We start from the raw sequence: 20,034 nt of genomic DNA, 5'->3' as shown, positions 1-20,034 counted from the left end.
GGCTCAGAAATCCGTTTATGCCTTGGCGGGTTCCGCCTTGCGGTCCGTCACCAGCGCCAGCAGGACCGTCAGCACCATGAAGGCGACGGAGGCGCCGAATACCCAATGCGGCAGATGCTGGTCCATGATCCAGCCGAACAGCAACGGGCTGAGAATGCCGCTGAAATTGAAGCCGGTGGAGACGATGCCGAAAGCGCGGCCCGCGGCGCCCGGAGGGGCGGCGCTGCGGACCAGCATGTCCCGCGAGGGCGCGATCACGCCGCCGAGGAATCCCGCCAGCCCCATCGCGGCGGTCAGCACCACCGCCGGCAGGTTGAACGTCGCAATGATCGTGATGATGACGGCGTTGATGCCGAAGCAGGCGGCGGCGACATTGCCGTGGCGCCTGGTGCGGTCGGCGAGATAGCCGCCGGCGAGCACGCCGGCCGCGCCGGCGCCGAGAAAGGCGGTCAGCGCGATATTGGCGGCCTGAAACGTCACGCCATAGCCGCTCATCAGCGCCACCACGCCGAAATTGCTGATCCCGGCATTGGACAGGCCGAGCAGCATGAAGAAGATCGTCAGCATGATGATGGCCGGCGTCAGGATGCCCTGTTGCTGCGCCTCCGCGTCGCCGCTCTTGCGATCGGCCGAACTCGCGTCCGGAATTCTCATGGCCATCAACAGCAGCGCCACGGCGGGCCCGACCGCGCCGGCCACGATCAGCGCGCCCGGTCCGCCGGCTGTCGCGACCAGCGTGGCCATGATCGCGGGCGCCACCGCGCCGCCGAGAAAGCCGGCAAAGGTATGGATCGAGAACGCGCGGCCCATCCGCGCTTCATCCATATGCGTCGACAGGATCGCGTAATCGCACGGATGATAGACGCTGTTGGCAAGGCCGAGCAACGCGGCGCAGGCGATCAGCGAGACGTAGCTGAGATTCAGCCCCAGCAGGATCAGCGCGAGGCCACCGACGGTGAGCCCGACCAGCAGCACCTTCCGCGCGCCGATGTGGTCGGCGAGATAGCCGATCGGCGCCTGCGTCAGGCCGGAGACGATGCCGAACACGGTGAGCGCAAAACCGAGCTCGATATAGCCGACACCGAGCCGTTCTTTCAGGAACGGAAACAGCATCGGCAGCACGAACAGATGGAAATGGCTGACCCAATGGGCGACCGAAATCCCCGCCAGCGTGCGCAGCGCCGTGTCCGCCTTGGCTTGTTGCGGTGCGGCCAGAATATCGACCATGTCAGCTCAAATTCCCGTAAATAACGGCCCGGCCGGGCGAGGGCTGAAAATATAGGCAGACCGTTATTTGTCCATGAATGCCGCTGCATGGCTGCCCCGGCGCAGGGCAGGGCTGTCGTACATCCTGCCGCTACAACGGCTCATCGTCATTTCCCGAGCGGTCGCGCTTCGGCGTGGCGATGTCGCCGTCCTCGTAATCATCGTCCTCGACCGGAGCCGGCTTCGGCTTCTTCGATTTATCCTCCGGCTGTTTCGGAGGCTCAGTCTTTCTGCCCGTTCCGCCCATGGGATGCCTTTTCGGATGAGCAATCGGCGTTTGCGCGCCGCGCCGACTCGTTGTATCGGCATGATCGCAATCTGGCCGCGCTTGGGTGCATCCTACCGCCGGTCAAAAGATTCTTCCTGCCCTTTTTGCGGCGTTCAGCCCGAAGGGCGTTCACATACGGAGCCAGTATGAAGAAGCCCCGCCCTGTGGTGGACGAGCCGCAGCCGCGCAAGTCCATCCGCGCCGACAAGGCGCCGACCACCGGCTATTCACTGGTGGTCGATGGTCATTTCAAGACGCATTATGAGACCGTCGAGGCCGCCGAAGAGGCCGGCATGGCCCTGAAGAACAAATTTCAGATGCTTCAGGTGCAGGTCTACGACGCCGAGAACAAGACGCGATCGATGATCGATTGGCCGGGGCCGGCGTGACGTTCCGCCGCATCTGCCTCCGAAAAGGATCAGATGCGACGTCCGCCGTTCTGCTGGCTCGCCAGCCAGTCCGACAGCGCCGGGGTCTTCTCTGCAGACTTCCTCGGCTTGCCGGCGGCGCGGGCCTTCTTCGCTGCCGGTGCGCGCGGCGGCGCGGCTGCTTCGCGCGCGAGCCGCAACGCCTTCAGCCTCGCCATGTTGTCGAGGGTTGCTTTCGCGGCGGCTTCCCGCTCGGCCATCGCTGATTTGGCCTCCTCGGCGGCCCTTGCGGCCTTGGCGGAGCGAACTTCGTCTTCGTTCGTCATTTCAAGTCAGTCTCTGTTTGCTTTGTTGTTTTTACCGCTGAAGCTGCCGGCCCTGCTCGGGGATGGCGCCGTCTTCGACATTCCTTGCGGTGTCGCGTGTCGAGCGATTTTGCGGCTTCATTTATCACGAGACCTGATGGCGTGAAGCGTTATTTTTGATCGAAAACAGCTCGCATTCTTTCCAAATCAATCATGCCCGTGCAGTTCCGTTGAATCATCGGGCTCGTCCGGGCCGCCCGGATCGAAATCGGCAAGCCAGGCCTCCAGCGCCGTCGATGCATATCCCTGCGATTTCAACTGCCGCAAGGCGATGCGGATGCTGATGCGGCCGTGACGGCTGGAGGCGATCGTTGCAGGCGGTTCGCCGGCAAGCACCGCATCGGTCGCGCGGCGCTTGATCGCCAGGGTTTCGGGATCGCCGCATGCGGCCAGCATCGCCTGAAACGCGTGATGATGTGCGGCGTCGAACGGCCTTGCCTCGCCCAGTCCGTCGCGCGCCGGATGCGGAGGATACAGATGCGCGCAGGGGATCAGGTCTTGGGGCACCGGCTCCGTGGCGGGATGGGTCCGGCGGCTTCTCAAGAGCCTCGGCAGCACATGTGTGTGCGGGCCCTCCGGGCTCTTGCCCGACGGCGGCGGGATCGGCTGGTAGACCTCGACGCGGCCAAGCTGGCCCATGAAGACACGATGCGGATTGGCCTCGAGGATGATGCCCATGGCGGGATTGCCGGCTTCGAAGACGTCGCGGCCGGTTTGTGCGCGCAACTGCCTGGCGAGATCCGGATCGCCGGTCCGGATACAGAAGTCGGCCTGCAGCGCGCCGAACCCAAGATCGAACAGCACGGAGTCGCGATCCTCCTGCCGCGGCGCGTCGCGATCGGGACCGATCTCCGTCAACGCAACGCGGCCGTTCATGGCGCAATCCCGTTTCGGCAGGCAAAGCGCGATCCTTTGATTCCATCCTGTTTTGGTCAGGCCTTCCGACGCGAAGGCGCGGACAGAGGCATGCGGCTTCAGGACGAGGGCGCCGCGCGGCGTCGTGGCCGACAAGGCCTCGGTCGAGCAGACGAGGCGTACCGGCTCGCCAGGATCGCGTGAGAACTCGCCGATGGCGCCGAAGGTGCCGAGGCTCCACTGCGTCTCGGGATTGGATATTTCCCGCTGCAGAAGTTCGGTGGCGGCGGCACTGATGGCCGCCCGCGGCATGGACATGAAAAAACTCTCCCGGCAATATGTACAGGAGAATACCGTCTCGTCGGCTCAGGACAAGCCGGTCCGGCAGGTGGCCGGACCGGTGATTTCGATCAGAACGTAGCTCCGGCCTTCACCACGAAGGTGCGGCCCGGCAGCGGATAGGCCGAGAAACGGCCGGGCGTGAAGGTGCTGGCGATCGCATAGTCGTAGTAGAGCGCGTTGAACAGATTGATCACGCCGACCGACCAGAAGAAGCGGTCGTAGGCGCCGCTCAGTTTCAGATCGACCGTGGCATCCGCCGGAATGCGGCGCTGGATGTTGGCTTGGTCGTTGTCCATGAACCGCTCGCTCCAGGCGCGCACAGTGGCGTCGAACACCAGATAGTTCTGCCAGATGTTCCAGGTCACGCCGCCGCTCGCGGTGTAGCGCGACACCAGCGGCACGTCGTTGCCGGTGAACGCCCCCTCGCGGAACACGGCGCGGGTGTAGGCCACGCCGCTGCGCAGTGTCAGCGTGTCGCTGACGCGCAGCGAGGCGCTGGTCTCCGAACCGTAGCGGCGGGTGGGATCGAGGTTGACGTTGTAGAACAGCACCGGATTGAAATGGATCTCGTTCTCGAGGTCCATGGCGTAGACGCTGGTCTGCATCTGGAAGCCGCCGCTCTTGATGCGGAAGCCGCCCTCGATGTCGTGCGAAGTCTGGGTCTTCAGCGCGAAATCGCCGGGGATCGGCGTGAAGAAAGGTGGCGGTCCGAATGCCGGGCCGGAGGCGACGCGTTCGTCGACGGTCGGAGTGCGGAACGCCCGTGCGGCGCGGCCGAATACCGAAAACACGTTGTTGAAGCGATGCTCCAGGCCGGCATGCAGGGCGTACTGGGTTTCGTTGCTGTCCAATGGGGAGGCTTCGGCGCCGCAATTGAAGTACAGGGCGCAACCCGGCGCGCTGCCGTCGTACCGATCGTGGGCACCGAGGCTGGTGTTCTGAACCCGGGCGCCATAGGAAAAATCAGTCGTCGGCCACAGGCCGAGGGTCTGCTGCCAGTAGCCGGCGACCGACTGCTGCGACAGATTATAGGTGTGGGTCGGCGGAAGGCCCTGGAACGCGCCGCGTTCCTGGTTGAATGTCGCATCATAGTAATCGATGCCGGTCAGGATTTGCGAGGGCATCCCGAACATCACGTTCTTGACGCTCAGTCGCGGCGTGATCGACCAGGTCTGCAAGGATGCGTCGTTGTAGGTGGAGGAGAAGCTCGGAAGCGGCGAAGCAAACACTCCCGATCCGAAGAAGCCGCTTTGCGTGTCCTTCTTGCGCACCCCACCATCGACGATGAGTTCCGCGCCGTTCCACAGCGTCTTGGTGAAGCCGGCCGTGGCGCTGGCGCCCTGCTGGTTGCCGTAATCGAACGGCGTGGCGGCTCCCCTGCGGTTCGTGACGAGTTCGTTGAGGCCGATCGAGGGATCGACCAGGCGCCCGCCGGGGAATCCCAGCTTCTGGTCGTCGCCGGTCACCGTCAGGAACGCCTTGAGGTCGGGTGTGGTGTAGTTGAGATTGCCGACCCCGCTGCGCTGATCGAGCGCGTTGTTTTCGCGGTAGCCGTCGGACTTGATGGCATTGCCGTAGAATGATGTCGACCACGGCCCCGAATTCCCCGCCACGGATAGATTGCCCAGGCGCTGGTTGAAGGAGCCGACACCGGCCTCGACGCGCCCGGCAAGGGGCGGGCCGCCGACGCCGTTCTTCAGGACGATGTTGACGACGCCGCCGACCGCGTTATCGCCGTAGAGTACCGCGCCGCTGTTGCCGCGGGTGATTTCGATCCGCTCGATCGAGATGAGCGGAATGGTCGAGAGATCGACGCCGGCCATGTCGATATCGTTCAGCCGGCGGCCGTTGATGAGGATCAGGGTATTGGCGGTGGCGAATGCGCCGAAGCCGCGGATATCGACCGACGTCTTGGCGCCGTTGACGCCGCCATAGAACGACTGCAACTGAACGCCCGGCGCCTGCGCGATGATCTCCGGCAGGGTCTGCGCCGGCGAATGCGCGATTGTATCCGCGGTGATCACCGTCGACGACGTTCCGACGATGCCGGAGAACTGCTGGCCGCCGCTGCCGCCCGCGCCCTGCGACGCACTTTGCGATGCGGCGTCGGAGCCGGCCCCGGCTGCGGGCCGCGTGCCGGTCGACGGCGCGGCCGCCGGCACGACGCGGCGCGACGTCGATGCTTCATCGTAGACTGGCTTTGCGCGGGTCCGGTTCGGGTCGGTGGGCGAGGTGATCTCGATCGGCGGCAACGGCTCGGATTGCGCCTGCTGGGCCTGCGCGGCGGAAACGCCGAGCGACACGATCGGCACCAGGAAACTGGAAGCAAGCGAGATGCGGCGCAGTCGCGTGGCATTGGTGGAAGACATGGACTTGGACCTCGGTATGACGTCAGTGGCACGTCACAGCGAACCAAGTCTCACCATGTGCTGGAGCAGCTTAGGTGAAGCTAATGCCTGTACTCCCCGACCGACATCTTCGCGTGTGACCACGGCTGACGGCAGGTCTCCTGGCTCGCGGGTCGTTACCCTTCGTCGCCTTCCCAGGACCGAGATTCCCAGTGGCATATGACAAAGGATTCGCCGCTTACAGTTGCGGGGGCAGCCGCGGAATTGGGGATTTTCCCCGCACCGCATTCCCTTTTGATCCCCAAGCGGGAACCGTCGGAAATCATGGTAGAAGTTTGTCAAATGCCGAGTCAATCCGCCCCGCAGCGGCGCGCGATCCTCACTGGACGAGTGCGCTATTTTTGCCGCATGGACAGGCCTGCCCGGGCGCCTGTACCGGTGCGCGCAAACCTGCTTTAGGACGACCGATGAGTGTTGAAGCCGTAACCCTGACCAACGCGGACGCGGCGCGCCGGCGGATCGGCGCGATCACGGCGCTTTGCGCGCTCGTGGTGCTGCTGATGCTGGTTTCGCTCGGCATCGGGCCGGTGCGGCTGTCGCCGCTTGCCGTAACCGAAGCGCTGTTCGGCGGCGGCAGCGAGGTGTCGCAGGTGATCGTGCGGGAAATCCGCCTGCCGCGGACGCTGCTGGCGATGGCGATCGGCGGCATTCTCGGCCTGTCGGGCGCCGCGCTGCAGGGCCTGCTGCGCAATCCGCTGGCGTCCCCCGAACTGTTCGGTGCGCCGCAATCCGCCGCGTTCGGCGCCGTGCTGGTGATCGCGCTGGGGCTCGCCGATGTGCGCTCCTGGGCGTTGCCGGTCGCGGCGATCATCGCCGCGTTCGGTTCGGTGTTCGTGCTGCTCTCGATTGCCGGGCGCAATGCGGGGCTGCTGATTCTCATCCTGTCGGGGCTTGCGATATCGAGCTTCGCCGGCGCGGCCACCGCGCTGGTGATGAACCTTGCCGCCAATCCATTTCTGGTGCTGGAGATCGCGTTCTGGCTGCTCGGCTCGCTGGAGGACCGCAGCTTCCAGCATGTGATGCTGGCGTTTCCCTTCATCATCGCCGGCGCGGCCATGCTGCTCAGCCAGCGCCATGCCTTTCGCGCGCTCAGCCTCGGCGAGGAAACCGCGCAAAGCCTCGGGATCGATGTCGGCCGCCTGCGGCTGTTCGTCATCTCGGGCGTAGCCCTCGGCGTCGGCGGCGCGGTCGCGGTCACCGGCACGATCGGCTTCATCGGCCTGGTCGCGCCGCATCTGATGCGGCCGGTGGTCGGTCACGACCCGGGGCGGCTGCTGGTGCCGAGTGCGCTCGCCGGCTCCGCGCTGTTGCTGATGGCCGATATCGCGGTGCGTATCATTCCCTCGACGTCGGACATCAAGGTCGGCGTGCTGACCTCGATCATCGGCGTGCCGTTCTTCCTCTATCTGATCATGCGCGAACGCCGCGCGCTCGGTGGAGGCGTCGCATGAGCGAGCGCGGGTTGCTGACGGCGAAACGGCTTTGTGCGCGGCTTGCCGGGCGGGTCGTGCTGAAAGACATCTCGCTCGCGCTGGCGGCGGGGCATCTGGTGGCGCTGGTCGGGCCGAACGGCGCCGGCAAGACCACGCTGTTGCGATCGCTGGCGGGATTGATTCCGTCCGACGGCGAGATCGAGATCGGCGGCGAGCGGCTGTCATCGCTGCCGCTGCGCGAGCGCGCAAAACGCTTCGGCTACCTCCCGCAGGGGCACGTGGTACACTGGCCGCTGCCGGCGCGTGATATCGTGGCGCTCGGCCGTTACCCGCATGGCGCGACCGATCCGGCGCGGCTGTCCCCGCAGGATGCGGACGCGGTATTGCGCGCGATGCAGGCGGTCGACGTAACGGAATTCGGCGATCGCCGCGTCACGGAACTGTCCGGCGGCGAGCGCAGCCGCGTCGCGCTGGCGCGCGCATTGGCGGTTGAAGCGCCGGTGATCCTGGCGGATGAGCCGACCGCCTCGCTCGATCCGCGGCACCAGATCGACGTCATGCAGAATTTGCGCGCGACCGCCGACAAGGGCGTGCTGGTCATCGTGGTGACGCACGACCTCGGCCTCGCCGCGCGGTTCGCCGACCATGTGCTGGTGCTGCGCGAGGGACGCCTGGTATCGCAGGGCACGCCGGCCGAGGCGCTGTCCGAACAGGTGATGGCGGATGTGTTCCGGGTCAGCGCCTATCGCGCCGAATATCGGCGCGAAGCCGTGATCGTGCCCTGGGCCGACATATGATGCGCCGGCTCGCATTGTTCGCTGCGATGATTGCGCTCGTGCCGGCGGGTGCCACCGTGTCTGCAGCCAATCTGCCGCGCCTGGTGTCGATGAATGTCTGCACCGACCAGTTGGTGCTGAAGCTGGCGGACCCCGAGCAGATTCTCGGATTGAGCAAGTTCTCGCGCGACGGCTGGCAGGGCCCGGCTGCGACCGACATCTCGCGCTACCCGCTTCTCTCCGGCGGTGCCGAGGATGTGCTCCTGATAAGGCCCGACATCGTCGTCGCCAGCGCCTTCGACAAGCGCGCGACGCGCGAGCTGCTGAAGGCCAACGGGCTGCGCCTTGCCGAGCTCGCTGTGCCGCGCACCCTCGACGAGGCGCGGCAGCAGATCCGCGAGGCCGGTGACATCATCGGACATCCCGACCGGGCTCGACAGGAGATCGCGCGGCTCGATGCCGCGCTGGCGCGCGCCCGCGCGGCGGTCGCCGAACGGCATTTTCGGGTGCTGCCGCTGTCGCGGCGCGGCTGGGTGGCGGGCAGCGACAGTTTTGTCGGCTCCCTGCTCGGCGAAACCGGCCTGCGCAGCGCGGCCGGCGATCTCGGTTTTGCCTTCGGCGGATTTGCCTCGCTGGAGGCGATCGTGAATCTGCGGCCGGACTTCATCGTGGTGGCGCAGGCCGGCGACTTCGCAAGGGACGACGGCCAGGCGTTCCTGCTGCACCCGGCGCTGGAGCACTTCTATCCGCGGGAAAAGCGGATCGTGATCCCGGAGCGCATGACCGAGTGCGGCGGCGTGATGCTGGCGGACGCACTCGACGCGCTGACGGCGGAGTTGAAGCGGGTGGGGCGGTAGGGCTGCAAATACCGTGTCGTCCCTGCGAACGCAGGGACCCATAACCACAGGGCGTTATAATTAAGGTAAGGCGTTAGCCATTGTGCTCAATCATCGGCGCCACAGCGTATGGGTCCCTGCGTTCGCAGGGACGACGTCATCATTTTGACTCCCGCACCACCGGCCCGCCGACCTTCTTCCACGCATCGATGCCGCCCTCGATATGCGCGGTGTTGGCGAGTCCCGCGTTCTTCGCGGCGGCCACCGCCATCGCCGAGCGCTCGCCGAACGCGCAGAAGAACACCACGCGGCGGCCGGTGGCGGCGGCGACTTCGCGCAGCATGCCGCCGGGCTTGAGGCTCTCGGCGATGCCGGGATAGGGCGCATGCAGCGCGCCCGAGATGGTGCCGTGCTTGGCGCGCTCGCCGGCCTCGCGCAGATCGACCAGCAGGATATCGGGCCGGCCGAGGCTGTTGATGGCGTCGCGCGCGGTGAGCGCGAGGCCCTGTTTGGCAAGGTCTTCCTGATGCAGGCCGACATGCATGTTGGCCGGCACGGCCACATCCATCATCTTCGGATTGGGCAGCTTCAGGTTCGCCATCAGCTCGATATATTCATCGACATTGCGCACCTGCAGCCGCGGATTGTAGCGCTTCTCCTCGCCGATGGTGGAAACGGTGTCGCCCTTGTAGTCGTGGGCGGGGAAGACCAGCGTTTCTTCCGGCAGCTTCAATAGCCGGTTGAAGATCGACTCATACTGGGCGCGCGACGAGCCGTTCTGGAAGTCGGTGCGGCCAGTGCCGCGGATCAGCAGCGTGTCGCCGGTGAAGACGCGATCGCCCATCAGGTAGGAATAGGAATCGTCGGTGTGGCCCGGCGTGTACATGACGTCGAGGCTGACGCCCTCGACCGTCACCTTGTCGCCGTCGGAGACCCGCATCGAAACCACGTCGGCCTTGCTCTGCTCGCCCATGATGGTGATGCACTGGGTGCGATCGCGCAGCTCGCCGAGGCCGGTGACATGATCGGCGTGCAGATGGGTGTCGACCGCCTTGACCAGCCGCAGATCGAGCTCGCGCAGGAGCTGGCAATAGCGGTCTGCCTTCTCCAGCACGGGATCGAGGATCAGCGCTTCGCCGCCGGCACGGCTGGCCAGCAAATAGCTGTAGGTGCCGGAGACGCTGTCGAACAGTTGGCGAAAGATCATGGCTGAAGTCCCGCTTGAATTTTCAGGGACGGATGTAGCTCCAGCCCTGCTCCTGCAATTCCATCAATTGTACCACGCCTGACGGCACGATGGTGGCGTCCGGCACAATCGTGATCTCGCGTGCCTCGGCCTTTTCCATGTTCTGCTTGGTGTTGTTGCAGGCGGAAAACTGCACCTTGCCGGGAAAAGCCATCTCCTTCAGCCGCTTCAGGCGATCCTTCACCGGGGAACTGTCGGCGCGCAGCATGTGCAGGCCCGGGCCGTAAGCCACGATGTCGACATCCACGTCTTCCTTCTTGGCGCGGTAATATTCGATGACGTTGCTGGCGTTGTTCAGCGCCAGATTCATCACCTGCGGATCGTTCTGGTTGACCTGGATCGCGACGCGATGGGCCTTGACGTCAGCGGCGAGGGCGCTGGATGCGAAAGCGAGAAACAGGAAGGTGATGGCCGTGAAACGATAAAACATTACATAATCTCCAAAATAAGCAGCGACGCTGCGTACGCAACAACGAAACAAACAACTACGGTCTTACCAACGTATACCCGTTCTCCGTCAGAAAAAGTATTTGCGCGACGCCGACCTGCACCGGGGTCGCCGCGGCGATGAACTCCGGCCGCCTGCCGCTTTCGCGTTCGAGCGTGTCGACGGTATTGAGGCAGATGTCGAAGCGCGCGCCCTGCGCCACCAGGCTTTCGACCATCTTGCGGTTGGCGTTTTCCGGGCGCAGAAGGTCGATGCCGGGGCCGAACGCCACGATCTCGATCGCGACCTTGTCCGGATCGTAGAATTTCATCAGATTGCTGGCGACGCTGAGCACGAGGCCCTGCTTGCGCGGGTCGTTGTCGGAGAGCTGCAGCACGACCTTGTGCTCGGCAAACGGCTTGTCCTGCAGCGGCGCCTGCTGGGCATGGGCGGCAGGCGCGGCGGCCGCGATCAGGAGCGCAGTGACAGCCGCGCGAGCGATGGCCGACCAATCCATCATAGCTGCCCCGCAATGCCCGGATTGCCTTCGACGCCTTTCAGCGTGACGCCCGGGGCTGCCCGGTTGGGCGGCTTGCCCGACCTCAAATAGCTGGTGACGACGTCCCAGATCGGCGCGCCGCTCTGCTCGTTGACCGAGGCCCAGCCGGCCACCTCGTAGCGCTTGCCGGCCTGCAGCGCGTGCCCGTTCGCGAGCTTCAGGTCGGAGATCCGCTTGCCGACGGACTCGGCCGGCGTGCAGGCGTAGTGCAGGCCGCCGACGCGCACCATGTCGCCGCCCTGCTGGTAATAGGGATCGGCATTGAAGAGATTGTCGCAGATGTCTTCGAGCACGTCCTTGATCTGGCCGCCGGTCATGGTCTGGACATAGGTCTCGGGATAGCTGACCGCGGTCTGCGCCAGCACGTCCTCCGCCGTCAGCGGCTGTCCCGCCAGCGCGGTGGTGCCCCAGCGGAAGCCCGGCGACAGGGCGATCTCGGCGTTCAATTCGCCGAGCAGCGCGTCGCAGATCAACTGGTCCATGCTGCCGCTGAAATTGCCGCGGCGATAGAGCAGGCGGTCGGCGACGCCGACCTTCTCGCCGAGCGTGGCCGCCTGCGGCTCTCGGATCTTGTCGATCAGTGCCTGCATCGCCGGATCGGGCTTCAGCAATTCCGAGAACACCGGCAGCAGGCGGTAGCGGACATTGCCAACCTTGCCCTTGCCGATCTCGAGATCGAGCACGGCCAGAAACTTGCCGTTCGAGCCGGCATTGGTGACGAGGGTGACGCCGCCTGCATTGGTTACTGCGATCGGCTGCGGCACCGCGTCATGGGTGTGGCCGCCGAGGATGACGTCGATGCCGGTGACGCGGCTGGCGAGCTTGAGGTCGACGTCCATGCCGTTATGCGAGAGCAGGATGACGGCGTCGACCTTGTCGCTACTGCGATGGGCATCGACGAGCTTCTGCAGTTCCTCATCCCGGATGCCGAACTTCCAGTCCGGCGTGAAACGCTTCGGATGCGCGATCGGCACGTAAGGGAACGCCTGTCCGATCACCGCGATGCGGTACCCGCCGATCTCCTTGATGACGGACGGCTTGAACACGCGCCCCGAGGCCGGATCGAACGCCTTGGCGTCGTTGAAGGCGGCTTCCTCGGTAAGGAAGACGTTCTGCGCCAGGAATTCGCCCTTGAAGCGCTCGAGGTTGGCGCGCAGCACCTTTTCGCCATAGGTGAATTCCCAATGGCCGGTCATCCCCTCGATGCCGAGCAGGTTCGCGGCCTCGACCATGTCGGCACCCTGCAGGGTGTTGGCAAGCCCGGTGCCCTGCCAGAGGTCGCCGCCATCGAGCAGCAGCGAGCGTCCATTGCCGGCCTCGCTGCGCAGGCGGTCGATCAGCGTCTTCAGATGCGCAAAGCCGCCGAGCTTGCCGAACCGTCCGGCGGCTTTCTCGAACTCGAGGCAGGTAAAGGCATAGGCATCGGCGCTGTCGGGCCGAATGCCGAAACGATCGAGAAAGGCGCGTCCGACCAGATGCGGCGGATTGCCCTGCATCGGCCCGATGCCGAGATTGACGCTTGGCTCGCGGAAGAATACCGGCCGAAGCTGCGCGTGGGTATCGGTGATGTGCAGGATGCGCGCATTGCCGAAGCGCTCGAGATCGTAGACGCTCGCATTGTCGGCGCCGCGCGCAAGCCGCGGCAGGCCGCCCGTCAGGGCGGCAGCGCCCGCGAGCGTCAGGAAATCGCGGCGGCGGATGGTCATTGCAGGTCTCCGCGCGTCCAACGGCTCTATCGAACTTCCAATTCCCTCCAGCGAGTCTTCTCGCTGGTGGCCTGGAAGATCGAAGCCTTGGCCAGCGCCTCGGCTTCCCTCGCCGACGCGGTGGCCTTGTCGAACTCGCCGGCGTCGGCCGCCTTCTTGGCCGCGGCCAGCGTATTCGCCGTGGTGATCCACTGGTTGCGCAGCTTGCCGGCTTCCTTGTTGGCGGCGTCGGCCGCGGCGTAGGCCGCCTTGAATTCATCCTCGGAGCCCGCGGCGAGCGCCGCCGTGGCGCCGGCTGCGAACAGCGCCAGCATCAATGCGGATTTCGGCAGCATGTTCCTCATGGCCGTGCTCCCGGGCCCGAAATCGGCAGCCCGTTGCTGACATAGGACAAATAATATTCGACGTTGCGATATTCGTCGTCCTGCGGGCTCAGCGGCACCGCGCGGATCTGGCTGTTGCAACTGGTGAAGCGCCGGCTCGTGGTGCCCATGCCGCTCCACTCCGAGCGGTAGATCGGCATCGCGTTGAGGATGCCGAGCGCCGGCGCCAGGATTTCGGCGCGGATGCGTTCGCCCGGGCTCTGCACATGGCAGGTGGCGCAGGAGAAATTGAGCTGGCCGCGCCGGGTGTAGAAATATTCCTTGCCCTTCTCGTAGGCGTCGAGCGCGCGCGGATCGTTCGGGATCTTGATGTCCATCAGCTTGCCGCGCGAGGTGAAGGCCATGTAGGCGGTCAAGGCCGCCATCTCGTCCTTGACGTAGGAATAGGGCTGTTCGCCATTGGCCTCGCGGCATTGGTTCAGCGCCAGTTCGAGCGTGATGACCTTGCCTTGCTTCTCGTCGAAGTACGGATAGTTCTGGCGGACGCCGATGCCGCCGTTCGGGAAGCAGTCGGCATAGGTCTTGCCGTTCTTGAACGGCCTGGAGAACATTTCCTTGCCCATGTCGAGCGCGAACTCGTAGGGCGGAAACTGCTCCTTCTCCTGCCACTGCCGGTGCAGGTCCTCGTTCATCGAATAGGGACCGTTGACGAAATCCTCGAACTTCACCTTCGGGAATTTGTCGGTGAAGAATTTCTGAAATGCCTTGGCGTCGGCGACGGGGTCGACCTTGTCGGCGGCATCGGAGGGCAGCGCGCTCGCGAGCGTCGTCGCCGCGAGCGCCAGCGCCGCGGAGGCCAGATGGATCGCGGATCGCAGCCTCATTGGATCTTCGCCGTGGTGGTGTCGGTTGCGCCCTTGTTGTCGACCCAGTTGATCTTGAGATCATCGCCCTTCTTGCCGCCCTTGAAGGCGAACTTGACGTAGGGGTCCTTGGAGACGCCGCCGCCCCAGTCGGCGGTGAAGACGGCCTTGCCGTCATGCTCGAAGGTGAGCTGCTGGATGAAGTGCGGCGGAATCAGTTCGCCTTTCGAATCCTTCACGAAGCCGGAATCCATCGGGTGCTGGATCAGCGCCTGCACCTCGGTGGTCTCGCCGCTCGAAGTGGCGCGCACGCGTATGGTGGATGCCATGTGGGTTCTCCCTTAACCTGTTATTTGGCGCATGATCTTGCCGGAAAACCGGTGCCCACTTTTCCGGATCATGCGCTAACCGCCGCAGCCGCCGACGGTGACCTTGACTTCCTTGGTGGCGCTGTAGAGCTTGCCGCCGGCCTCCACCAGCACGGTCACGTTGCTGGTCTTGGCCATCTTGATGCGGTTGGCGACGCTCGGCAGGGTGCCGGCGGGAATGTTGTATTTTGCGATCAGCACGTTCGGATTCTCGCTGACGAGGAACGCGATCGAGGTGACGTCGGCAAGCGTGGTCGAGACCGAGATCGGCACCACGGCGCCGTTCTCGGCGATTTCGGGCGCATCCATCTTCACCTTGTCCGAAGGCTCGGCGGTCTTGCCGTAGAGCGTCTTGATGACGTCGGCGTCGCTCTTCTGCTTGAACGCCTCTTCCGGATATTTGTCGTTGGCGGCTGCGAATGCGCTTGAGAGGTCGAGCGGAACGATGCCGAGCCCGACCAGCGTCAGCACGCCGGCGCCTTTCAGGATCAGCCGCCGCGTCGCCGAAAAATCGTTGTCCATGGTGCTCATCTGAAGAAAATCTCCTGCGGCGTGCGCCGCGGTCAAAGGGTCTGCAGGAAATCGACCACCGCGTTGATTTCCTTTTCGGTCAGGATCCGGTTGCGGCCAAACGGCGGCATCACGGTCAGCGGGTTGCGCGCGGTTTCGTCGTTGATGATGGCGACAAGGTCCTCGCGCTTGGGATACTTGCTCTTGATGCCGACCAGTTCGGGCCCGATCGTGCCGGGCAGGTCACCGCCCTTGATGACGTGGCAGGTCAGGCAGTTGCCCTTGCCGCGGTCGAAGGCGAGCTTGCGGCCCTCGTCCACCGCCGACTGCGCCTGCGCACCGGTGCAAACCAACGCGCCGATCGCCAGCGCCAGCGCGAAGGCCGCGAACCTCTTGGGCATGGTCTTGAAGGGATCGATCACGGGCGTTTCCGTCATTTCTATTTGGGTTGCATCGTATCCAGCGGGCCGGTGGTGCGTGGCGTCAGGTCCCTGCCCTCCGCCGTCGACGACATCCTGACATCGCCGGTATCAGCGCAGCCATTCATGCAAGCCCTGGCCGCCGTGTCGGGCCGCGGATCGGTCCAGATGAAGCTGTCGCGGTTACGCATTTTCACTTTCGGCAAACTGTTGCGATCCGCAACGAATTCAGGGGGAACGAGGTCATTCAGGTTCAGAATATAGGCGGTCAAAGCATAAACGTCATCCGCTGACAATGTGTGCGGCGCGGGCATCGGCATGGCGCGGTTAATATAGTCCCAGAGGGTCGGGGCGAACGGCCAGTAGCTGCCGACCGTCGGCTCCGGACGATCGTCCCGGAGCGATCCGGCGCCCCCCACCAGCTTGGGAAAACGGCCTTCGCCTTCGCCGAAAGTTCCATGGCAGGCCGCGCATTGCTCGGCGTAGACGTCCGCGCCCCGGTTGACCGTGCCCTTGCCCGGCGGCAGGCCCGCGCCGTCCTCGCCGCGCACGTCGATGTCCCATCCGGCAATCTGTGCTTGTGTCGCCGCCGTGCCGTAACCGAACGAACCGGGCTCGGCCGCGTGCGCGAGGCTTCCCGCCGCGAGCAGCAGGGCGAGGACCGGCGGGCCAATCTTACGCGAGCTGAACATTGAAGACGCTTCCGTCAGGCTTGACCTGCCAGGTCTGGATCGAATTGTTGTGGTAGACCGAGTTCGAGCCGCGCTGCGCCCGCAGTTGCGTAATCGTCGGCTGGACGTAACCCGCCTCGTCGATGACGCGGGATGCGACCAGCGCCGGGCGGCCGTCCCAGCGCCAGGGCAGCGTGAATTTGGTCAGCGCTTTCGACAGCACCGGTTCGTGCAACCGCGCGGCCTGCCAGGTGACGCCGCCGTCGACGGAGACATCGACGCGCTTCACCTTGCCGTTGCCGGTCCAGGCCAGGCCTCTGATCTCATAGAGGCCGGGCCCGTCGAGCGGCTTCTCGGGACAAGGAAAGGTGACGACGGATTTCGCGTCCATCAGCCAGGTGAAGCCGCGCGAGGTGCCGTCGGGCATCAGGTCGGTATATTTCGAGGTTTCCTCGCGGGTGTGCCACGGCTTCTCGCCGAGCTTGATCCGGCGCAGCCATTTGATGTTGACGTTGCCTTCCCAGCCCGGCACCACGAGCCGCAGCGGATAGCCCTGTTCGGGCCGCAGCGCCTCGCCGTTCTGCGCATACACGACGAGGCAATCGTCGAGGCATTTGTCGAGCGGCAGGCTGCGGTTCATATGCGCGCCGTCGGCGCCTTCGACCATCGCCCACTTCGCTTCCTTCTTGATCCCGGTCTCTTCCAGCAGCGTCGACAGCCTCACGCCGGTCCACTCGGCGCAACTGACCATGCCGTGGCTGAACTGCAGCGAATTCATCTGCGCGGCGCGCCAGTTCATGCCGCCATTGGCCGGACATTCGATGAAGTGAATGCGCGTGGTCTGCGGGAAGCGCAGGATGTCCTTCATGGTCAGCAGCAGCGGCCGCTCCACCAGCCCGTGGATCATGAGCCTGTGCTGCGCCGGATCGACGTCGGGACGGCCCGCATGGTGGCGCTCGAAGAACAGCCCGTTCGGCGTGACGATGCCGTGCAAATCCTGCAGCGGCGAAAAGCTGACCGAGGATTCCATGCTGGCAGTGAGCCAGGGGACGTTGCGGCGGATCACGGAGGCTTCGCTATCCGCCGGCCGCCCGTAGGGCCGGTCGACCACGCCCGCGCCCATCGACTGCGACCATGGCGCGTCCGCGGGCGGCGATGCTTGCGATGCTTCAGCGACGGCGGAATTTTTGCCAAGGGCGAGGCCGCCGGTCAGTGCCGCGCCCAGCTTGAGAAAGCTGCGTCGCGCGACAGGCGCGTCGGCGCCGGCAAGATCAGAGAGAACAGCTTTGCTGCGTAACGGATAAGGCCGCACGTTTTCTTCCCTCCGCGGCAGCTTCGCCGCATCATTTCTTGCTTTTTTGAAGCGGTATCCACATTCACTAATTTAGTCAATGCTAAAGCAATGATGTGACGCTAGTGTACCGGCCGTGCTTCGCGGATACCGAAAACAGCTGGATTTTACGCCATGAGAGCAGCCGCAGCGGCAGCCAAAAAGACGCAGTTCGTCCCCGGCGCCGGCGATGCGGCGGCGTTGAAGAAGCTGGCGAAGCAGGCGGGCGAGGCCGCGCAACTATTGAAAATGCTCGCCAATGAAACGCGCCTGCTCGTGCTGTGCTTTCTCGCCGTGCGCGGCGAGATGACCGTCGGCGAACTCGTCGACGTGGCGAAGCTGAGCCAGTCGGCCTTATCGCAGCATCTCGCGAAACTGCGCGCCGATGGGCTGGTCGAGTTCCGCCGGACGTCGCAGACGCTGCATTATCGGGTGGCTGATGCGCGCGCGTTGCGCCTGCTGCAGGTGCTGAAGGATATCTATTGCGGCGAACTGAAGTAGCGTCTTCGGGGTTTGTGAAACCCGCAAGGAAATTCAGGCGAGGCGGCGATGGCCGAGTACGTGGTGGAGTTCGGCAAGGATGGCCGGCCGGTCGAGCCCGACGGGCGGCTGGACGCGGCTGCGTTTCATCGCAATCATGAGCCGATCTGGGCGGTGCTGCAGAAATTTCTGGCCGGCAAAACCGGCGATGTCGTGGAAGTCGGCAGCGGCACCGGACAGCATGTCGTGCATTTTGCGAAGCATGCGCCCGGTATCATCTGGTGGCCGAGCGATCTCAACGAGAACCATCTCAGGAGCATCGAGGCGTGGCGCGCGTATACCGGCCTGACGAATATCCGGCCGCCGCTGCGGATCGATCTTTCCGATCCCGCCTGGTGTCCTCAGATGCATGACGGCAGCGGTCCCGCTGAACTGCGGGCGGTGTTCTGCGCCAATGTCATCCACATCGCGCCCTGGCGCGTTGCCGAGGGCCTGTTCGCCGGCGCCGGCCGCTATCTCAGCGCCGACGGGCGGCTGTTCCTCTATGGCCCGTTCAAGCGCGACGGCAGGCATACCGCGATGAGCAATGCGGTATTCGACACCAGCCTGCGCGAGCAGGACGCCGAGTGGGGCGTGCGCGACATCGCCGATGTCGAGAAACTCGCCGCAGGCGTGGGCCTTGCGTTGATCGAAACCGTGCCGATGCCCGCCAACAACATGATTCTGGTGTTCGGGCGAGCAACCAGGGCATAGGCCATCGGTTCTATCCAACCAGACGCGGACGCATGGCGCGCGCCCGTTTGCGGCGGTTGATCGCATCGCCCGGCCTCTCCATAGTGCTGCGCAATGAATCGACAAGGCATCCCGCCGGGAGCCTGCCGGGCGGGAAGGCCGATGCTGGATAGGACTGCCACCGAAGAGATCGCCAATGACGCCCGTGCGCGCGGCAATGTGCTGCGGCTTGCCGCGGCGCAGGCGCTGACCGGCGCCAACTCGGCCGTCATCTTCGCTACCGGCTCGATCGTCGGCGCCACGCTGGCGCCGTCCATCTCGCTCGCGACCGTGCCGCTCTCGATGTATGTGCTGGGGCTCGCCGCCGGCACGCTGCCGACCGGCGCGATCTCGCGCGTCTATGGCCGCCGCACCGCCTTCATCATCGGTACGTTCTGCGGCATGTTGACCGGCGTGCTCGCCGCTCTAGCCGTACTTTACGCCCATTTCTGGCTGTTCTGCGGGGCGACGTTCCTCGGCGGGCTCTATGGCGCGGTCGCGCAGTCCTATCGCTTTGCCGCCGCCGACGGCGCCAGCGCCGCGTTCCGTCCCAAGGCGCTGTCCTGGGTGATGGCGGGCGGCGTGTTCGCCGGCGTGCTCGGTCCGCAGCTCGTGCAGTGGACCATGGATATCTGGCCGCCCTATCTGTTTGCGTTCAGTTTCGTGGTGCAGGCCTTCGTCGCGCTCATTGCGATGGCGGTGCTCGCGGGCGTCGATGCGCCAAAGCCTGCGCCGTCCGACCTGCATGGCGGCCGGCCGCTGCTCGAGATCGCGCGGCAGCCGCGCTTCATCGCGGCGGCGCTGTGCGGGGTGATCGCTTACCCGATGATGAACCTCGTCATGACCTCCGCGCCGCTCGCCATGAAGATGTGCGGGCTGACCGTCAGCGATTCCAATTTCGGTATCCAGTGGCACATCGTGGCGATGTACGGCCCGAGTTTCTTCACGGGCTCGCTGATCGCGCGCTTCGGCGCGCCCACCATCGTCGCGCTCGGCCTGGTGCTGGAAGCTGCCGCGGCAGGCATCGGCCTTTCCGGCATCACCGCGATGCATTTCTGGGCGACGCTGATCGTGCTCGGCGTCGGCTGGAATTTCGCCTTCATCGGCGCGTCCGCGCTGGTGCTGGAGACGCACCGGCCGCAGGAGCGCAACAAGGTGCAGGCGTTCAATGATTTCCTGGTGTTCGGAATGATGGCGATCGGATCGTTCTCGTCCGGCCAGTTGCTGGCGCATTACGGCTGGTCGATGGTCAACATGGTGGTGTTCCCGCCGGTGCTGCTCGGGCTGGCCGTGCTGTCGTTTGCGTCGTTCGCGAGGCGCCGGGCGAAATTGCGCGCGGTTGACGAAATTCCCGATCCCGGCGCCTAATGCCAGTAGCTATCGCTTCTTCTACGATCCGTCGAAACCGGCGGCCTAGCTGCCATCTGCTGACAGTTCGGCGTCC

At 65.0% G+C, this 20,034-nt stretch carries 23 protein-coding genes and 1 riboswitch; of the genes, 7 read left to right on the top strand and 16 right to left on the bottom strand.

Annotated features, from left to right (window positions below):
- Positions 1-15: 15 nt before the first annotated feature.
- The gene (locus tag V7E26_RS10095) at positions 16-1,227 is read right to left on the bottom strand and encodes an MFS transporter (protein WP_324415304.1); all 1,212 of its coding nucleotides are present in this window, start codon (positions 1,225-1,227) and stop codon (positions 16-18) included.
- A gap of 130 nt (positions 1,228-1,357) precedes the next feature.
- Positions 1,358-1,513, bottom strand: coding sequence for a hypothetical protein (locus V7E26_RS10090; RefSeq protein ID WP_324415302.1), 156 nt, complete (start codon positions 1,511-1,513; stop codon positions 1,358-1,360).
- A gap of 167 nt (positions 1,514-1,680) precedes the next feature.
- Here V7E26_RS10090 and V7E26_RS10085 point away from each other — a divergent pair, with 167 nt between their 5' ends.
- Positions 1,681-1,923 (top strand): hypothetical protein, encoded by a 243-nt coding sequence (locus V7E26_RS10085; protein ID WP_324415301.1) that lies wholly within the window; start codon positions 1,681-1,683, stop codon positions 1,921-1,923.
- Positions 1,924-1,952: 29 nt separating this feature from the next.
- Here the strand turns inward: V7E26_RS10085 and V7E26_RS10080 are convergent, their stop codons facing one another.
- The 3 genes from V7E26_RS10080 to V7E26_RS10070 all read right to left on the bottom strand — a co-directional run bounded on the left by V7E26_RS10080 (position 1,953) and on the right by V7E26_RS10070 (position 5,833).
- Positions 1,953-2,228: a hypothetical protein gene (locus V7E26_RS10080; protein WP_324415300.1), complete on the bottom strand. Its 276-nt coding sequence runs from the start codon at positions 2,226-2,228 to the stop codon at positions 1,953-1,955.
- A 186-nt stretch (positions 2,229-2,414) separates the two neighbouring features.
- Complete coding sequence (locus V7E26_RS10075; RefSeq protein ID WP_324415299.1) at positions 2,415-3,440, bottom strand: DUF6925 family protein; 1,026 nt, start codon at positions 3,438-3,440, stop codon at positions 2,415-2,417.
- 92 nt (positions 3,441-3,532) lie between these two features.
- Positions 3,533-5,833 (bottom strand): TonB-dependent receptor, encoded by a 2,301-nt coding sequence (locus V7E26_RS10070; protein ID WP_324415298.1) that lies wholly within the window; start codon positions 5,831-5,833, stop codon positions 3,533-3,535.
- 113 nt (positions 5,834-5,946) lie between these two features.
- Positions 5,947-6,144: riboswitch (cobalamin riboswitch) on the bottom strand.
- Between the two features lie 135 nt (positions 6,145-6,279).
- Here V7E26_RS10070 and V7E26_RS10065 point away from each other — a divergent pair.
- Genes V7E26_RS10065 through V7E26_RS10055 form a run of 3 tightly spaced genes read left to right on the top strand, consistent with a single transcriptional unit; the run spans position 6,280 to position 8,938 of the window.
- Positions 6,280-7,323, top strand: coding sequence for a FecCD family ABC transporter permease (locus V7E26_RS10065; RefSeq protein WP_324415297.1), 1,044 nt, complete (start codon positions 6,280-6,282; stop codon positions 7,321-7,323).
- Positions 7,320-8,102, top strand: coding sequence for an ABC transporter ATP-binding protein (locus V7E26_RS10060; RefSeq protein WP_324415296.1), 783 nt, complete (start codon positions 7,320-7,322; stop codon positions 8,100-8,102). Before V7E26_RS10065 ends, V7E26_RS10060 begins: the two co-directional genes overlap by 4 nt.
- A 26-nt stretch (positions 8,103-8,128) precedes the next feature.
- On the top strand, positions 8,129-8,938 hold the full coding sequence (locus V7E26_RS10055; RefSeq protein WP_442893384.1) for an ABC transporter substrate-binding protein: 810 nt from the start codon (positions 8,129-8,131) through the stop codon (positions 8,936-8,938).
- Positions 8,939-9,077: 139 nt separating this feature from the next.
- Here V7E26_RS10055 and V7E26_RS10050 read toward each other — a convergent pair whose 3' ends face one another.
- The 11 genes from V7E26_RS10050 to soxC all read right to left on the bottom strand — a co-directional run bounded on the left by V7E26_RS10050 (position 9,078) and on the right by soxC (position 17,234).
- Positions 9,078-10,124 (bottom strand): MBL fold metallo-hydrolase, encoded by a 1,047-nt coding sequence (locus tag V7E26_RS10050; protein ID WP_324415294.1) that lies wholly within the window; start codon positions 10,122-10,124, stop codon positions 9,078-9,080.
- 22 nt (positions 10,125-10,146) lie between these two features.
- Positions 10,147-10,593: a DsrE family protein gene (locus V7E26_RS10045; protein WP_324415293.1), complete on the bottom strand. Its 447-nt coding sequence runs from the start codon at positions 10,591-10,593 to the stop codon at positions 10,147-10,149.
- Positions 10,594-10,648: 55 nt separating this feature from the next.
- The gene (locus V7E26_RS10040) at positions 10,649-11,107 is read right to left on the bottom strand and encodes a DsrE family protein (protein WP_324415292.1); all 459 of its coding nucleotides are present in this window, start codon (positions 11,105-11,107) and stop codon (positions 10,649-10,651) included.
- Complete coding sequence (soxB, locus tag V7E26_RS10035) at positions 11,107-12,855, bottom strand: thiosulfohydrolase SoxB (protein WP_324415291.1); 1,749 nt, start codon at positions 12,853-12,855, stop codon at positions 11,107-11,109. Before soxB ends, V7E26_RS10040 begins: the two co-directional genes overlap by 1 nt.
- Before the next feature lie 26 nt (positions 12,856-12,881).
- Positions 12,882-13,199: a hypothetical protein gene (locus V7E26_RS10030; RefSeq protein WP_324415290.1), complete on the bottom strand. Its 318-nt coding sequence runs from the start codon at positions 13,197-13,199 to the stop codon at positions 12,882-12,884.
- The gene (gene soxA / locus V7E26_RS10025) at positions 13,196-14,062 is read right to left on the bottom strand and encodes a sulfur oxidation c-type cytochrome SoxA (protein ID WP_324415289.1); all 867 of its coding nucleotides are present in this window, start codon (positions 14,060-14,062) and stop codon (positions 13,196-13,198) included. Before soxA ends, V7E26_RS10030 begins: the two co-directional genes overlap by 4 nt.
- On the bottom strand, positions 14,059-14,370 hold the full coding sequence (soxZ, locus tag V7E26_RS10020; RefSeq protein WP_324415288.1) for a thiosulfate oxidation carrier complex protein SoxZ: 312 nt from the start codon (positions 14,368-14,370) through the stop codon (positions 14,059-14,061). Before soxZ ends, soxA begins: the two co-directional genes overlap by 4 nt.
- Positions 14,371-14,445: 75 nt before the next feature.
- Positions 14,446-14,931, bottom strand: coding sequence for a thiosulfate oxidation carrier protein SoxY (gene soxY / locus V7E26_RS10015; RefSeq protein WP_442893383.1), 486 nt, complete (start codon positions 14,929-14,931; stop codon positions 14,446-14,448).
- A gap of 41 nt (positions 14,932-14,972) precedes the next feature.
- Complete coding sequence (soxX, locus tag V7E26_RS10010) at positions 14,973-15,320, bottom strand: sulfur oxidation c-type cytochrome SoxX (RefSeq protein WP_324415332.1); 348 nt, start codon at positions 15,318-15,320, stop codon at positions 14,973-14,975.
- A gap of 38 nt (positions 15,321-15,358) precedes the next feature.
- Positions 15,359-16,030, bottom strand: coding sequence for a c-type cytochrome (locus tag V7E26_RS10005; RefSeq protein ID WP_324415286.1), 672 nt, complete (start codon positions 16,028-16,030; stop codon positions 15,359-15,361).
- Complete coding sequence (gene soxC, locus V7E26_RS10000) at positions 16,014-17,234, bottom strand: sulfite dehydrogenase (protein WP_442893382.1); 1,221 nt, start codon at positions 17,232-17,234, stop codon at positions 16,014-16,016. The genes V7E26_RS10005 and soxC overlap by 17 nt, the downstream gene beginning before the upstream one ends.
- A 240-nt stretch (positions 17,235-17,474) precedes the next feature.
- On the opposite strand from soxC, the gene V7E26_RS09995 reads away from it, so the two are divergent.
- From V7E26_RS09995 to V7E26_RS09985, 3 genes are all read left to right on the top strand, one after another.
- Positions 17,475-17,840, top strand: a complete 366-nt coding sequence (locus V7E26_RS09995; RefSeq protein WP_324415285.1) for an ArsR/SmtB family transcription factor — start codon at positions 17,475-17,477, stop codon at positions 17,838-17,840.
- A 48-nt stretch (positions 17,841-17,888) separates the two neighbouring features.
- Positions 17,889-18,572 (top strand): DUF938 domain-containing protein, encoded by a 684-nt coding sequence (locus V7E26_RS09990; protein WP_324415284.1) that lies wholly within the window; start codon positions 17,889-17,891, stop codon positions 18,570-18,572.
- A gap of 141 nt (positions 18,573-18,713) precedes the next feature.
- Positions 18,714-19,958, top strand: coding sequence for an MFS transporter (locus tag V7E26_RS09985; RefSeq protein ID WP_324415283.1), 1,245 nt, complete (start codon positions 18,714-18,716; stop codon positions 19,956-19,958).
- Positions 19,959-20,034: the final 76 nt, after the last annotated feature.

Origin of the sequence: Bradyrhizobium sp. (assembly GCF_036735945.1) — a bacterium.
GTDB lineage: Bacteria > Pseudomonadota > Alphaproteobacteria > Rhizobiales > Xanthobacteraceae > Bradyrhizobium.
This window is presented reverse-complemented; position numbering and strand designations above follow the sequence as displayed.

Bases quoted from the DNA above. Each gene is read 5' to 3' on its own strand.
- soxA (WP_324415289.1), bottom strand. From the start codon at position 14,062: ATGAGGCTGCGATCCGCGATCCATCTGGCCTCCGCGGCGCTGGCGCTC.
- V7E26_RS09985 (WP_324415283.1), top strand. From the start codon at position 18,714: ATGCTGGATAGGACTGCCACCGAAGAGATCGCCAATGACGCCCGTGCG.
- V7E26_RS10080 (WP_324415300.1), bottom strand. From the start codon at position 2,228: ATGACGAACGAAGACGAAGTTCGCTCCGCCAAGGCCGCAAGGGCCGCC.
- V7E26_RS10060 (WP_324415296.1), top strand. From the start codon at position 7,320: ATGAGCGAGCGCGGGTTGCTGACGGCGAAACGGCTTTGTGCGCGGCTT.
- soxB (WP_324415291.1), bottom strand. From the start codon at position 12,855: ATGACCATCCGCCGCCGCGATTTCCTGACGCTCGCGGGCGCTGCCGCC.
- V7E26_RS09995 (WP_324415285.1), top strand. From the start codon at position 17,475: ATGAGAGCAGCCGCAGCGGCAGCCAAAAAGACGCAGTTCGTCCCCGGC.
- V7E26_RS10065 (WP_324415297.1), top strand. From the start codon at position 6,280: ATGAGTGTTGAAGCCGTAACCCTGACCAACGCGGACGCGGCGCGCCGG.
- V7E26_RS10045 (WP_324415293.1), bottom strand. From the start codon at position 10,593: ATGTTTTATCGTTTCACGGCCATCACCTTCCTGTTTCTCGCTTTCGCA.
- V7E26_RS10030 (WP_324415290.1), bottom strand. From the start codon at position 13,199: ATGAGGAACATGCTGCCGAAATCCGCATTGATGCTGGCGCTGTTCGCA.
- V7E26_RS10090 (WP_324415302.1), bottom strand. From the start codon at position 1,513: ATGGGCGGAACGGGCAGAAAGACTGAGCCTCCGAAACAGCCGGAGGAT.
- soxZ (WP_324415288.1), bottom strand. From the start codon at position 14,370: ATGGCATCCACCATACGCGTGCGCGCCACTTCGAGCGGCGAGACCACC.
- V7E26_RS09990 (WP_324415284.1), top strand. From the start codon at position 17,889: ATGGCCGAGTACGTGGTGGAGTTCGGCAAGGATGGCCGGCCGGTCGAG.
- V7E26_RS10040 (WP_324415292.1), bottom strand. From the start codon at position 11,107: ATGGATTGGTCGGCCATCGCTCGCGCGGCTGTCACTGCGCTCCTGATC.
- V7E26_RS10050 (WP_324415294.1), bottom strand. From the start codon at position 10,124: ATGATCTTTCGCCAACTGTTCGACAGCGTCTCCGGCACCTACAGCTAT.
- soxX (WP_324415332.1), bottom strand. From the start codon at position 15,320: ATGCCCAAGAGGTTCGCGGCCTTCGCGCTGGCGCTGGCGATCGGCGCG.
- V7E26_RS10075 (WP_324415299.1), bottom strand. From the start codon at position 3,440: ATGTCCATGCCGCGGGCGGCCATCAGTGCCGCCGCCACCGAACTTCTG.
- V7E26_RS10005 (WP_324415286.1), bottom strand. From the start codon at position 16,030: ATGTTCAGCTCGCGTAAGATTGGCCCGCCGGTCCTCGCCCTGCTGCTC.
- V7E26_RS10055 (WP_442893384.1), top strand. From the start codon at position 8,129: ATGATTGCGCTCGTGCCGGCGGGTGCCACCGTGTCTGCAGCCAATCTG.
- V7E26_RS10070 (WP_324415298.1), bottom strand. From the start codon at position 5,833: ATGTCTTCCACCAATGCCACGCGACTGCGCCGCATCTCGCTTGCTTCC.
- V7E26_RS10085 (WP_324415301.1), top strand. From the start codon at position 1,681: ATGAAGAAGCCCCGCCCTGTGGTGGACGAGCCGCAGCCGCGCAAGTCC.
- soxY (WP_442893383.1), bottom strand. From the start codon at position 14,931: ATGGACAACGATTTTTCGGCGACGCGGCGGCTGATCCTGAAAGGCGCC.
- V7E26_RS10095 (WP_324415304.1), bottom strand. From the start codon at position 1,227: ATGGTCGATATTCTGGCCGCACCGCAACAAGCCAAGGCGGACACGGCG.